Raw genomic sequence first — 14,562 nt, 5'->3', positions numbered from 1 at the left:
AGTAACCTTAAGATCCTTGCTCTTTAATTTAAGTTAGTTTGGTAGGATGGATTCTAGTTCCCATAAAGAACTTAACTCTTCTCGCTTACGAACGAGATGAACTTGGTCCCCATCAACCATTATTTCTGCGGCGCGAGTACGCGTATTATAGTTTGATGACATCACAAAACCATAGGCTCCAGACGAACGAACTGCAAGCAAGTCATCAGCTTCGAGAACTAAATCACGATCTTTACCCAAGAAATCACCCGTTTCGCAAATAGGACCAACTAAATCATAGCTTTGAGCTTCGCCTTCACGGGGTGCTACAGGCACGATATCTTGCCATGCTTGATATAACGCAGGACGCATTAAATCGTTCATCGCCGCATCAATAATGGCAAAGTTTTTGTGTTCTGTGTGTTTTAAAAACTCTACTTTCGTTACTAAAATACCGGCATTCGCTGCAATCGCACGGCCCGGTTCGAAAATCAATTCAAGCTCTTCATAACCCGCTAAACGACTTAATAAAGCAGTCGCATATTCTGATGGTTGTGGCGGTAATTCATCACGATAAACCACCCCTAAACCACCACCAACATCAAGATGTCGAATATTTACACCTTGTGCTTTTAAATCATCTATCAAAGCAAGAAGACGATCAGTAGCATCAATAAATGGTGTAAGATCGGTTAACTGAGAACCAATATGACAATCGATACCTTGGATGTCTAAATTCGATAGTGTTTGTGCAAACTTATACACTTCAGGAGCGCGATCAAACGCAATACCAAATTTATTATCACGTAATCCTGTCGAGATATATGGGTGTGTTTTAGCATCAACATCTGGGTTAATTCGCAATGAAATTGGCGCAATCACCCCCATTTCAGCAGCGACGGTATTTAAGCGCTCAAGCTCTGGCTCCGATTCAACATTAAAACATTTAATTTTTAGCTCTAATGCTCGACGCATTTCAACGGCTGTTTTACCAACACCAGAAAATACCACTTTTGTTGGATCTCCACCGGCTGCAACAACACGTTCCAGTTCACCTTGAGAAACAATATCAAAACCTGAACCTAGACGAGCAAGTGCGTTCAATACTCCGATGTTTGAATTTGCTTTAACGGCGTAACACACAAGATGAGGGTGCTCACCTACCGAGCTATCAAATGCATTCCAATGACGTTCTAATGTCGCACGAGAATACACATACAATGGGGTACCATATTGTTCCGCCAATTGTGCTACAGGTAGGTCTTCAGCCCAAAGCTGCCCATCATCCTTATAATTGAAATAATCCAATGTCGTCTTCCTTGTCTAGTTTTCAGTTATTCTATTTTATAGATTTCAGTACATGAATAGTTAGCTACAAATAAACTATTCAGCAGTTTCTGTTTTTGGTTGCTCATCACCAGGCATGTACAGCGATCCTGTTTGACCACAACCTGCCAGTGCCAAGACACTTAATAACAGTAGTGCCATCACTCTTTTTTGCATAAGATTTTACCATTAGTGTTAATATCTGGTTATGCTCTCTATAATCGCACCACAGCCAAGAAAAGCAATAGGATAAATAAGATGAATAACACTGAATTTCACGAATTAGTTGATGCAAAACTGCAATTACTCGAAGATATGATTGACGATTCTGGTGCAGATATTGAGCCAATAATCACGGGTAACGTACTGACATTAGAATTTGAAAACCGCAGCCAAATCGTGATTAATAAACAAGAACCAATGCACGAAATCTGGCTAGCGTCAAAATCAGGTGGTTTCCACTTTGCTTATACTGATGAGAAATGGACATGTTCTAAAACAGGCATGGAATTTATCGAAATGGTAAAAGAAGAGTGCCAAAAGCACGCAGATGAAGAGATTGAGTGGGTTTAAATCTACGATACGCTATCGCTAACTATAACGCTTCGCGTCTAGAAACTATAAGAGCAAAAATACGGTAACTTGATAAATTATTTATCCATACCCGCAATTTCTGCTCTTATAGAAGCGAAGCGTCTAGTTTCTAGCTAGCGCCAGCGTATAGCTTTATTTACCAATTCCCGCATGACGTAACATTGCATCCACTTGTGGCTCACGACCACGGAAGCGTTTGAATAACTCCATTGGCTCTTCACTGCCACCCATTTCCAAAATATTATTCAAGAAACTTTGGCCTGTCTCCGTATTGAAAATGCCTTCGTCTTCAAAACGCGAGAACGCATCTGCCGATAATACTTCAGCCCATAGGTAACTGTAATAACCAGCACCGTAACCACCCGCGAAAATATGACTAAAACTGTGAGAGAAACGGTTCCACTCAACACTTGGTAATACGGCTACTTTCGCTTTTACTTCTGCTAGGGTTTCTAATACTTTTGCACCTAGATCAGGATCGTAATTTGTGTGCAGTGTAAAATCGAACATACCAAATTCTAACTGACGCAAAATAAACATCCCTGATTGGAAGTTTTTCGCCGCTAACATTTTATCTAGCATTTCTTTTGGTAAAGGCTCACCCGTTTCATAGTGACCAGAAATAAACGCCAACGCCTCTTCTTCATAACACCAGTTTTCTAGAAACTGACTTGGTAGCTCAACCGCATCCCAAGGAACACCATTTATACCCGACACTGACGCGACATCAATTTGCGTTAGCATGTGGTGGATACCATGACCAAATTCGTGAAATAACGTCACCACTTCATCATGAGTAAATAACGCAGGCTTACCACCAACAGGCTTACTAAAGTTACATGTTAGGTACGCCACCGGCGTTTGCAGTTCACCATTTTCAGTAACACGACGAACACGACACTCGTCCATCCATGCGCCACCACGCTTGTGCTCACGCGCGTATAAATCTAGGTAGAAACTACCACGCAATGTATTAGTAGAATCAAAGATATCGAAGAAACGCACTGATTCATGCCATACATCAACGCCTTCTCGCTCAACCACTGTCATACCAAACAAACGGTTTAATACTTCAAATAGGCCAGATACGGCTTTTGATTCAGGGAAATAAGGACGTAGCTCTTCATCAGATATTTGGTACAGTTTTTGTTTTAGCTTTTCAGAGTAATAAGTTACATCCCATAGATCCAACTCATCAATATCAAACTCTTCTTTTACAAATGCTTTTAGCTCTTCAACTTCACGTTCACCTTGTGGCTTCGCTTTAGCCGCTAAGTCATTTAAAAAACCCAATACTTGAGTTGGACTTTCTGCCATTTTCGTAGCTAGTGATTTTTCACTGTAAGAAGCAAAGCCTAACAAACGAGATACTTCATGACGAAGCTGTAGAGTTTCAGAGATTAAATCGCTGTTATCCCACTTACCTGCGTTTGGACCACGATCCGATGCACGAGTGACAAACGCTTCATAAATTTCACGACGCAGTGGTTTGTTGTCACAATAAGTCATGATTGGAATGTACGATGGCATTTCTAATGTCAGCAACCAACCGTCTAACTCTTTTGCTTCTGCCGCCGCTTTCGCCGCTGACATCGCCGATTCAGGTAACCCTGACAATTCAGTTTCATCAGTAATATGTTTTGACCAACCCATCGTTGCATCAAGCACATTGTTGCTGAAATTTGAGCTTAATTCTGACGTGCGCTTACTGATATCACCGTAACGCTTTTGTTGATCTGCCGATAAACCAATACCTGATAATTCAAAATCACGCAATTCATCAATAATGGTTTTTTGTTGAGCTTGAGAAAGCGTAGCAAAATCTACACTCGCTTTAATCTCTTTATAGGCGTGATAGAGCGCTTTGTTCTGCCCAACCCAAGTTCCGTATTCAGATAACACAGGTAAACACGCTTCATACGCTTCACGCAGGGCCTCACTGTTTTGCACTGAATTCAAATGGCTCACTGGTGACCAAATACGGCTTAGACGATCATCCGTTTCAGCAAGAGGAACAATAATGCTGTTCCAGCTTGGTACGGCATCAGACGCCAATACGTCTTCTATTTTAGCTCGGCAATCTGCAATCGCTTGTTCTACTGCCGGTTGAATGTGTTCTGGCTTAATTTGAGAAAAAAGAGGCAAGTCAGTAAAGGTAAGTAACGGATTAGACATATTCATTCCTTTTTTATTTCTTATTCGATTTGATGTCGCTATCTACTTAAGATGGTGCTTAATGGATTAAATTTCAATGGGTGATGCAAGAGTGTGCACATTGCGTTATAAACTTGGGTATAATATTCCCATTCAAATAGTGAGAGTTCATTCATGCTAAGTTATCGTCACAGTTTTCATGCAGGCAACCATGCCGACGTAGTTAAACACATTGTACAAAGCCTTATCCTTAATTCATTAACTCAAAAAGATAAGCCATTTGTTTATCACGACACCCACTCAGGGGTTGGTCGTTACGATTTAACGCATGAATGGTCTGAAAAAACAGGTGAATACAAACAAGGTATCGAACGTATTTGGGATAAAACAGACATCCCAGAAGAAATCACAAGTTACCTTGATGCCGTAAAAGCATTAAATGAAGACGGTGAATTACGTTATTACCCAGGGTCTCCTTGTGTTGGTCGTGCGCATATACGCTGTTATGACCGCATGGTATTAACTGAACTTCACCCATCAGATTACCCATTGCTTGAGCAAGAATTCCACAGCGATCGCCAAGTCTCTATCTATAAAGAAGACGGTTTTGCTCGATTAAAAGCAAGCTTGCCGCCACCAGAGCGCAGAGGATTAGTCTTAATCGACCCACCTTATGAGCTTGCAAAAGAATATTATGATGTCGTAAACGCAATTGGCCAAAGCCACAAACGTTGGGCAACCGGTATTTATGCTATTTGGTACCCAGTGGTTAATCGTTGTGACATCGACGATATGATCAAAGGCCTTAAAAAATTAGATATCCGTAACATTCTTCAAATTGAATTAGGTGTATCCCCTGATACTAACGAGCGTGGAATGACGGCATCTGGCATGATAGTTATCAACCCACCTTGGAAACTAGAAAGCCAAATGAACACTATTTTGCCTTTCTTGAAAGAAGCGATTGCACCTGCAACAGGTCACTGTAAAGTGGAATGGATTGTTCCTGAATAAATTCGTCTTTTTCTATTTAGCCTCGTCTAATAAAGAAGCATAAATACTAAGTAGCAGAGTGTGCTCACTCTGCTCAATGAAATGGAGAAGTAACAATGGCTACGCATTTTGATTATATCTGTATCGGCGGTGGTTCTGGTGGTATTGCATCAGCAAATCGTGCTGCTATGCATGGCGCAAAAGTCGCTCTTATCGAAGCTCAAGAACTTGGTGGCACCTGTGTAAACGTAGGCTGCGTACCTAAAAAAGTGATGTGGCATGGTGCACAAGTTGCCGAAGCCATTAATTTATACGCAGAAGATTATGGCTTTGATGTTGAACTGAAAAAATTCAACTGGAGCAAAATGGTTGAAAATCGCCAAGCTTACATTGGTCGTATTCACGAATCTTACGACCGCGTTCTTGGTAACAACAAAATAAACGTGATCAAAGGCTTCGCTAAGTTTATCGATGCAAACACCGTTGAAGTCAATGGCGAACACTACACTGCGGATCATATCCTTATTGCTGTTGGTGGTCGTCCAACGATCCCTAATATCCCAGGCGCAGAGCACGGTATTGATTCAAATGGTTTCTTTGAGATCACTGAACAGCCAAAACGCGTTGCAATTATTGGTGCAGGTTACATTGCAGTAGAAATTGCAGGTGTACTTCACTCTCTAGGCACAGAGACTCATTTATTCGTTCGTAAAGAATCTCCACTTCGTAGCTTTGATCCAATGATCATCGATACGCTAGTTGAAGTGATGAACACAGAAGGCCCAACCCTTCATACTCATTCTGTACCAACAGAAGTAGTAAAAGAAGCCGATGGTAGCCTAACGCTTCACCTAGAAAACGGGGAAAGCCAAAACGTTGATACGCTAATTTGGGCAATTGGTCGTCACCCTGCGACTGACGCAATCAACTTAGAGAAAACGGGCGTTGCGATTAACGATCGTGGTTACATCAAAGTTGATGAATACCAATCAACAAACGTAAAAGGCATTTACTGTGTTGGCGATATCATGGAAGGCGGCATTGAGTTAACTCCTATCGCAGTTAAAGCGGGTCGTTTACTGTCTGAGCGTTTATTCAACGGTCAAACAAACGCAAAAATGGACTACACATTAGTTCCTACTGTTGTGTTTAGCCACCCACCGATTGGTACGATTGGTCTAACTGAACAAGAAGCAGACGAGCAATACGGCAAAGACAACGTAAAAGTGTACACATCAGGCTTCACCGCTATGTACACAGCCGTTACTAAGCACCGTCAACCTTGTAAGATGAAACTGGTTTGCGCTGGTGAAAACGAAAAAGTCGTTGGCCTACACGGTATCGGTTTTACGGTTGATGAAATGATCCAAGGTTTTGCAGTAGCAATGAAGATGGGCGCAACTAAGGCTGATTTCGATGCAGTTGTTGCTATCCACCCAACAGGTTCTGAAGAATTTGTCACCATGAGATAGTCTATTTTTAGACTATTTTGACTATAAAAAACGCCGCCAATAGTTAATATTGGCGGCGTTTTTGTTTGCTCTCTATTTCGTCTTAAAACTTAATGCGAGTGATCATGGTGATGGTTATGACCGCAACCACATATTGGTGCAGCGATCACACTTTGTAGAGGGTGAAACTCCATTTTTTCTTGCAGGGCTTCTGGCGTTAACGAGTTTATTAACTGCATATTTTCCATATTCACCGCATCCACATTACTCAACTCACGCTGCACATTAACCACTTCAATAAACTGACGGCTTAACGCTTCTGGTAACGTAAATTCACAAATCGCGCATAATAAATTGGTCGTGGTATCTACTGCAATCATAGAAACAGACAGCATTTCCTCTTCTGTTAGTGTGAAATAATCCTCAGGAATAGCCGCAGAGTTCAACTGCATTTCAAACGCTAAATCACCAAAACTTACCACCACTAAACAGCCACCATTGTCAGAGGTAATCACACCAAGTTGCGCGCCAGTTTGACCTAAAATAGCTTGTTCATCAGCAGTGATATTACCAAGGCCGATATAAAGCATATTTGGTAAATCATTACGGAACAACTCAAGCATTGCACCATCACCCTCTTGAAATGGGTGATCTGTAAACGTTTGTCCAACTTGAAATTGCGGAGTGTTGTGTTCAGCCATAATGATTACCTTTGTGATTTTTAGCTCAATTTGATGAGATAAGTGTAATCGGTATCAGAAAAATAACTATCCTAGTAAAAAGAAAATGACTATTACGTGAGTGTAATAATGAAGTTTTCATTAAAAAAATCCCAACACTAAATGTTAGGATTTATATCATTAGAACATTTAAAAACTACCCACGAGGCTTAAACTCCAGTACCGGAGCCTTCTCACCGTCATTCACATCTTTTGGATTATTAATAACCAAAAAATCCAACGATCTTCCCGTTGGGCTTAATAACGCTAACTCTTCTTTATGTTCATCTTCTAAACAGATATTCAGCGTGATGTTTGAAAGCGCTTTTACACCAAACTCTTCTTCTAGGGTTTCTAATGCTTCTTGTAAATTCTCTGCCAGAGACTTACTGTCCCAACGACCTTTAAATTGGATTTCCAACGATTTTATCCTCTGCTTTTTTCGTACACATCACATTTAGTATGGATGCATTTTTTAATTGTCTTATTGCACCGTCTTTAAAGAGCCCTACATTATCAGCCCCCCAATAAGGCTGTTGCATTAGCCATTTATCTTTTTGTCATTATCGTTGAATCAACCAACATTTGCCATTGCTCTTTAGTAATCAAATTCATCTCTATTATTAGCATAGCAAAAGAGCGGTTTCCTATCCGACGTCTTATTTTCAATGTTTCTATATTAGTCTAATTCAGAGAATAAAATGGCTATCCCTAAGGCGATAAACTAAAATTATTACTTATCCTCCTTATATTTATGTCGAGTGGCACATGGAAGTTGAACTGTTAGAGATCCAACACTTTTTATCGCAATATCCTCCGTTTAATTTATTACCTGAAGAGGAAATAAAAAAAGCGGCCCAAAGCGTTGAAATTTCTTATTACCGAGCAGAAAGCATGGTGATTGGGTTTGGCGATGAAATTAAAGATCTCTATATGGTTCGTAGTGGGATTATTGAAATCTACCGTCGTAATGGTGAGCTGTACAACCGAGTTGATGAAGGCTGTATCTTTGGTCAAATGGGCCTACTAATGAACAATAAAGTTCGTTTCCCAGCAAAAGCTCTTAACGATTCGCTATTGTATTGTATCCCTGAGTCGGTATTTGATGATTTCTGTGAACGTTATGATGAATTTTCAGATTTTGTTGAAGTGGAAGACACCACTCGATTAAAACAAGCCGTCGAAAGTAAGCATGATGATGCGAATGATTTAACCACATCAAAAGTAAAAACATTACTGACGCGCGAAGCGGTGATGATAAGTAAATATGAAACCATTCAATCTGCGGCAAAAACGATGGCAGAAGAAAATGTCTCCGCCGTTTTAATTACTGATCCTGAAATAGACACCGATGAAGAAGATAATAACTTTGTTGGTATTATTACTGACCGTGATTTATGTACTAAGGTTCTTGCTTGCGGATTAGATTTTGAGACTCCCGTGTCTGAAGTCATGTCAACAGAACTCATTTCATTAGACCACAACGCTTATGTCTTTGAAGCGATGCTGATGATGCTACGCTACAACGTCCACCACCTTCCAGTATTGCGAAATAAGCAGCCAATTGGTGTCCTTGAAGTCTCCGATATTGTTCGTTATGAGTCTCAAAATAGCCTGTTATTTGTAAGCAGTATTTTCCAACAACAAACGATTGAAGACTTAGTTGTTCTATCGACTCAATTGAAAGATTGCTTTATCCGAATGGTGAATGAAGATGCAAATTCACACATGGTCGGCAGCGCAATGTCTGAGATTGGCCGAAGCTTTAAGCAGCGCTTATTAGAATTAGCAGAAGAAGAACTCGGGGCTCCACCTGTGCCTTACTGCTTCTTAGCTCTGGGATCTATGGCTCGTGATGAGCAATTAATTGTTACCGACCAAGACAACGCAATTATTTTAGATAATGACTACAACGAACAAGATCATGGTGAATACTTTAAGGCCTTATCTGCTTTTGTTTGTGATGGCTTAGCGGCATGTGGTTACACTTATTGTACCGGTGACATCATGGCAACCAATCCTGAGTGGCGTAAAACTCAATCAGAATGGGAAGAATGTTTTGCTGATTGGATAGATAATCCTGAGCCTCAAGCGTTACTAAATAGCTCTATTTTCTTTGATTTGAATGGGGTGTATGGCCGAACTAAATGGGCTGAACAATTAAATGGTTTCATTGTTCGTCGTGCAAAGAAAAATAATCGCTTTCTTGCTTGTCTTGCTCGAAATGGCTTACGCCGAACCCCACCACTTGGTTTCTTTAAAGATTTCGTGATGGAAAAAGATGGTCGACACAATAATTCGATTAACCTAAAACGTCGCGGCACAGCACCACTTGCCGATCTTATCCGTGTTCACGCTTTGGCGATTGGCTCTCAAGCACAGAATTCATTTGAACGTTTAGATGACATTATTGAAGCGGGTATTTTACCTAAATCGAAAGGCCGTGATTTACATCATGCTATGGAGCTCATTTCATTAGTACGTCTTCGCCACCAAGCGTTAGATGTAGAAGCAGGCGTTGAACCGGATAACAATATCGAACCAGAGAATATGTCTGATTTTGAACGTCGAAATCTAAAAGATGCGTTTCAAGTATTAAGTAATGCACAGAACTTTCTTAAGTTCCGTTATAGTGCCAACAAATTTTAGGAGTGAATGATGATTTCGAACACTCATCAAGAGATTTTAAATTGGCCTGCTTTCTTTACTCATAAATTTGAAAATAGTAAAGATAAGCGACTTAGAAAATTTTACCAAACAGGGACTTACGAAGAAGAAACGCCTCTCAAAGATATCGAATTTGTTGCTCTGGATTTTGAAACAACAGGGTTAGATGCCAATCAAAACAGCATTATTAGTATCGGTTTAGTGCCGTTTACTTTACAACGTATTCGCTGTCGTGAATCACAACATTGGTTTGTGAAGGCGCAAGACAACTTAGAAGAAAATTCAGTGGTTATTCACGGCATTACTCACTCTGATTTACAAGGCGCACCAGATCTACGTCGTATCTTAGAAAGAGTACTCGATGCCTTAGCTGGAAAAGTGGTGGTGGTACATTATCGTAAAATAGAACGCGATTTTTTTGATACTAACTTACGTAACTTAATTGGTGAGGGGATTGTTTTTCCTGTTGTCGATACCATGCAAATCGAAGGCGATTATCAACAAGAGCAATCCAAAGGAATAATTAACTGGCTTAAAGGAAAGCGTCCAGAGTCAATTCGATTAGCTAACTGTCGATTACGCTATGGTTTACCGGCATACGCTCCTCACCATGCGTTAACCGATGCCATAGCAACTGCTGAACTGTTTCAAGCTCAGATCAGCTACCATTTCTCTGAAAATGACCCGATCAGAAAAATCTGGCAATAATTAAGCATACAAACCGCAATCAATAAAAAAGCCGATGAAGATAATAATCCTCATCGGCTTTTTATTTATCAGTGACTCAAACATTAAGAACGATTATGTTTCTCTGTTCTCATGCCCATCAACAAGCTGACGCACATCACTAATAGAATAATAGTAAACGGCAGGGCGGTAGAAATTGCACCCGCCTGAAGCGCTTCAACCGCTTGTGTTCCACCAACCCATAATAAAGCAACGGCAATCGCCCCTTCCATAAACGCCCAAAAAACACGTTGTGGAATTGGCGCATCAACTTTACCACCAGCGGTAATACTATCGATAACCAGCGAGCCTGAATCCGATGAGGTAATAAAAAACACCAACACCAGAACAACAGCAATCATAGATAAAATGTTGCCCATAGGAAGCGCATCAAACATTTGGAACATCGCAAGAGAGACGTCGGTTAATCCATCAGTCCCTAATGTGCCAACATTATTGATAATTTGATCAATCGCAACGCCACCAAAAGTAGACATCCACAGCACAGTAAAGACGGTTGGTACGACTAATACCGCAATCAAGAATTCACGAACTGTACGTCCACGGGATACACGAGCAATGAACATACCGACAAATGGAGACCATGAAATCCACCACGCCCAGTAAGTCACTGTCCAACCGTGCATCCACGCTTCATCATCACGACCACTTGGATTACTCAGTGGAATAATATTTTCAATATAACCGATGATCGTTGTTGGAATCGTACCCATAGAAACCGCAAAGGTAACTAAAGCAACAAAAGCAACCAACACTATCGCAATGATCATATTAATATTACTGATGATTTTTACACCACCATCAATACCACGCATTACCGAAACAACAGCAAGTAACGTAACAATGAAAATAATCGCGACTTGTAAACCTAAGCCACCTTCAATACCAAACACATGCTGGAAACCACTTGCTGCTTGTTGAGCACCAAGACCTAAAGAAGTCGCAAGACCAAATAAGGTAGCAAGAACGGCAAGAATATCAACAATGTGACCAGGCCACCCCCATGTACGATCCCCTAAAATTGGATAGAAGATTGAACGCATAGAAAGCGGTAAGCCTTTATTGTAAGAAAAGAAGGCCAGAGATAAAGCGACGACACCATAAATAGCCCACGGATGAATACCCCAGTGGAACATGGTCGCACCAAGTGCCAGTTGTCTTGCTTCTGGAGTATAAGCTTCAACCCCTAATGGCGTTCCAAACCAACCAGTAAAGTAAGCAACCGGTTCAGCTACACCCCAGAACATAAGACCGATACCCATGCCTGCGGCAAATAGCATCGCAATCCAAGAGATCATAGAATAATCTGGTTTTGCCTTATCACCACCAAGGCGGATCTTACCAAATGGAGACACTATCAATGCTAAGCAGAAAATCACAAAGATATTCGCAGACCACATAAACAAACCATCAAATGCATTGATAATTTGTGATTTTAAACCATTTAACACTGTTTTCGCAGTTTCTGGATCTGTCACTGCTACCGCTATTAAGAAGAGTGCAATTAAACCAGCACTAATACCAAATACGGTATTATGAATATCCAATCCCCATTTTTGAACGTTATCCTGTCCAACAGTATAATCGGTGTTATCTATACTGTACTTGTCCTTATTTCTACTCATTATTCCTCACTTCGAGCCTTAGCTCTCTGTTTTGGTTTAATTCAAATACTCACTTTAAAATATTTAAACACACCCTATGATCCTAACAACTGAGCAAATTATTACCAGTAAAAGCAGTAAAAGCAGTAAAAGCAGTAAAAGCAGTAAAAGCAGTAAAAGCAGTAAAAGCAGTAAATTAGCCCATAAAACAACAAAACAAGCTAAATACTCGCCTTTGTAAGACATTGTTCATGTTTCACAGGTGAAAAAAAAGCGATGACTAAATCATCGCTTTTTATTAATTAGCTATGGTTAACCTTTATAGATTTTAGGATTAAATACATCTCTTAACCAATCACCAAGTAAATTAATTACCAAGACTAAAGTAACCAAAACTAGCCCAGGGAATGCGGTAATCCACCACGAACCAGAGAAAATATAATTAAACCCGATACTGATTAACGACCCTAATGAAGGTTGGTCTACCGGTAGGCCTAAACCTAAGAAAGACAATGCAGCTTCTGACATGATCGCATTCGCAATCTGTACCGTTGAGATAACCAAAATCGGCGATAAGCAATTAGGAAGAATATGACGAAACATAATACGTGGTGAACGGAAACCCATCACTTTTGCAGCTTCTACATACTCCTTCTGCTTCTCAGCTAATACGGAAGCTCGAATAGTACGAGCATACTGTGGCCATTCTGCAACCCCGATAATAACCACAAGCATGATAACGGCGTACTGACTAAAAAACTCAGTACCAAAACTGGCTTTAAAAATCGCAGAGACAATAATCGCCACCATCATGGTAGAGAAAGATAATTGAACATCGGCAAATCGCATTAAGAAACTATCAATTCGACCACCAAAGTAGCCCGCTGATAAACCAATAACGATACCTAATGTAAGCTGTACAGCCACCGCTAAGAAACCAATCGTCAGTGATAAACGAGAACCATAAAGAATGGTCGACAATACATCACGTCCTTGGTCATCTGTACCTAATAGAAAACGTTCATCGCCCTCTTCCATCCAAGATGGAGGTAGCTCTGAATCCATAATATCAATAGCACTTAAATCGTATGGATTGCTTGGTGCCAATACTGGTGATAAAAACGCACCTAAGACAAACACCATAAAGACAGCAAAGCTAAACATTGCGACTTTATCACGTAAAAAATAGTACAGAAAATCCGATGACTTAAATCGCTCCCAACGTGTTGGAACGTGGTTAGTTGTAGTATTCATGATTACGCTCCTTTCCCTGTTATATCTACTGTTGGGTTAATTAATCCATATAACAAATCGACAATGGTGTTAGTCACAACGAAAATCAATCCCACAAAAATAACGTAAGCCGTAATCAATGGTGTATCCACACGGTTAATCGCTTCTAAAAATAAGAAACCAGTACCCGGCCATTGGAATACCGTTTCAGTCAAAATCGTATAAGCGACCATAGTACCAATCTGCACCCCACCTACCGTTAGAACAGGTAACATTGTATTTTTTAACGCGTGTTGATAATAAATTTTATTGCTTGATATTCCTTTCGCTTTTGCAAACTTAATGTATTCAGAGCTCAAAACTTCAATCATTTCTGAGCGAACCAAACGAATAAATAAAGGCAGCATAATTGAGGCAAGAGAAACACATGGCAATACTAAATGCGCCAAGCCATCAAGAGTAAAGAATCCAGATTCCCAACCAAGTAAATTATAGGTCTCTCCTCGCCCATAAGACGGTAACCAATTTAACTCAATAGAAAACACATACATCAGCATTATTGCTGTTAAAAAGACAGGTATTGAAATACCAATACTGCTGAACGCCATAATTGCTTTAGTAAAAAAACTTTTTGGATGAATCGCTGAATATACGCCAAGAGGGATCGAGAGAAATATAATGATAATTGCTGAGCCCAACACCAATTCAAGTGTGGCAACGAGCTTATCAAGAATGACCTCAACCGCTGGTTTTTTAAAGAAATAAGACGTACCCAAGTCACCTTGAACCGCATTAGTAATAAAACGAGTATACTTTGTGACAAATGGGTCATTTAACCCTAAATCATCTCTCAGAGCTTGACGCTCTGCTTCTGACACTGATTGTCCAACCAATTCACGTAACGGGTCACCCAAGTTATCTTGAATGGAAAACGCAACCAGACTGATCACAAACATCACTATCAGAGCCTGAAACAGGCGCTTGACCAGAAACGTAAACATTCCTTGTCCCCTCTTAATCCTAAAAATGATATAGAAAATATATCCATATCTAACAAATTGTTGGTATTACTTTTTTATCAATGGAGCTCTTATG

13 protein-coding genes are annotated in these 14,562 nt (G+C 40.3%); 5 read left to right on the top strand and 8 right to left on the bottom strand.

The genetic code is table 11. The features are described from left to right. Positions 1–33 precede the first annotated feature (33 nt). A complete protein-coding gene (gene lysA / locus Q1K78_RS06280) occupies positions 34–1,287 on the bottom strand; it encodes a diaminopimelate decarboxylase (protein ID WP_300175546.1) in 1,254 nt (417 codons plus the stop codon). A gap of 75 nt (positions 1,288–1,362) precedes the next feature. Next, a complete protein-coding gene (locus Q1K78_RS06275) occupies positions 1,363–1,482 on the bottom strand; it encodes a lipoprotein (protein WP_300175544.1) in 120 nt (39 codons plus the stop codon). A gap of 81 nt (positions 1,483–1,563) precedes the next feature. On the opposite strand from Q1K78_RS06275, the gene cyaY reads away from it, so the two are divergent. Further along, positions 1,564–1,878 (top strand): iron donor protein CyaY, encoded by a 315-nt coding sequence (gene cyaY / locus Q1K78_RS06270; RefSeq protein WP_300175542.1) that lies wholly within the window; start codon positions 1,564–1,566, stop codon positions 1,876–1,878. Positions 1,879–2,031: 153 nt separating this feature from the next. Here the strand turns inward: cyaY and prlC are convergent, their stop codons facing one another. After that, positions 2,032–4,074 (bottom strand): oligopeptidase A, encoded by a 2,043-nt coding sequence (gene prlC / locus Q1K78_RS06265; RefSeq protein WP_300175540.1) that lies wholly within the window; start codon positions 4,072–4,074, stop codon positions 2,032–2,034. 153 nt (positions 4,075–4,227) lie between these two features. Between prlC and Q1K78_RS06260 the strand changes: the two genes are divergently transcribed. Next, positions 4,228–5,067, top strand: coding sequence for a 23S rRNA (adenine(2030)-N(6))-methyltransferase RlmJ (locus Q1K78_RS06260; protein ID WP_300175538.1), 840 nt, complete (start codon positions 4,228–4,230; stop codon positions 5,065–5,067). Between the two features lie 95 nt (positions 5,068–5,162). Further along, on the top strand, positions 5,163–6,518 hold the full coding sequence (gene gorA, locus Q1K78_RS06255; RefSeq protein WP_300175536.1) for a glutathione-disulfide reductase: 1,356 nt from the start codon (positions 5,163–5,165) through the stop codon (positions 6,516–6,518). A gap of 89 nt (positions 6,519–6,607) precedes the next feature. On the opposite strand, the gene Q1K78_RS06250 is transcribed toward gorA, so the two are convergent. Both Q1K78_RS06250 and Q1K78_RS06245 read right to left on the bottom strand, forming a co-directional pair. Next, positions 6,608–7,198: a hypothetical protein gene (locus tag Q1K78_RS06250; RefSeq protein WP_300175534.1), complete on the bottom strand. Its 591-nt coding sequence runs from the start codon at positions 7,196–7,198 to the stop codon at positions 6,608–6,610. Positions 7,199–7,373: 175 nt separating this feature from the next. Continuing rightward, positions 7,374–7,637 (bottom strand): hypothetical protein, encoded by a 264-nt coding sequence (locus Q1K78_RS06245; protein ID WP_300175532.1) that lies wholly within the window; start codon positions 7,635–7,637, stop codon positions 7,374–7,376. Between the two features lie 347 nt (positions 7,638–7,984). Here Q1K78_RS06245 and Q1K78_RS06240 point away from each other — a divergent pair, with 347 nt between their 5' ends. After that, complete coding sequence (locus Q1K78_RS06240; protein WP_300175530.1) at positions 7,985–9,865, top strand: DUF294 nucleotidyltransferase-like domain-containing protein; 1,881 nt, start codon at positions 7,985–7,987, stop codon at positions 9,863–9,865. Between the two features lie 9 nt (positions 9,866–9,874). Next, positions 9,875–10,591, top strand: a complete 717-nt coding sequence (locus Q1K78_RS06235) for a 3'-5' exonuclease (RefSeq protein WP_300175653.1) — start codon at positions 9,875–9,877, stop codon at positions 10,589–10,591. A gap of 83 nt (positions 10,592–10,674) precedes the next feature. Here the strand turns inward: Q1K78_RS06235 and Q1K78_RS06230 are convergent, their stop codons facing one another. From Q1K78_RS06230 to Q1K78_RS06220, 3 genes are all read right to left on the bottom strand, one after another. Further along, positions 10,675–12,255, bottom strand: coding sequence for a BCCT family transporter (locus Q1K78_RS06230; protein WP_065611949.1), 1,581 nt, complete (start codon positions 12,253–12,255; stop codon positions 10,675–10,677). A gap of 291 nt (positions 12,256–12,546) precedes the next feature. After that, entirely contained in the window at positions 12,547–13,488 is a 942-nt protein-coding gene (locus tag Q1K78_RS06225) for an ABC transporter permease (RefSeq protein ID WP_300175526.1), read from the bottom strand. Positions 13,489–13,490: 2 nt separating this feature from the next. Then, positions 13,491–14,468: an ABC transporter permease gene (locus Q1K78_RS06220; RefSeq protein ID WP_300175524.1), complete on the bottom strand. Its 978-nt coding sequence runs from the start codon at positions 14,466–14,468 to the stop codon at positions 13,491–13,493. Positions 14,469–14,562: the final 94 nt, after the last annotated feature.

The sequence above is a fragment of the uncultured Aliivibrio sp. genome (genome assembly GCF_946479765.1).
Taxonomy (GTDB): domain Bacteria; phylum Pseudomonadota; class Gammaproteobacteria; order Enterobacterales; family Vibrionaceae; genus Aliivibrio.
Note: the sequence above shows the minus strand (reverse complement) of the source record. Positions and strands in the feature narration are given on the sequence as shown.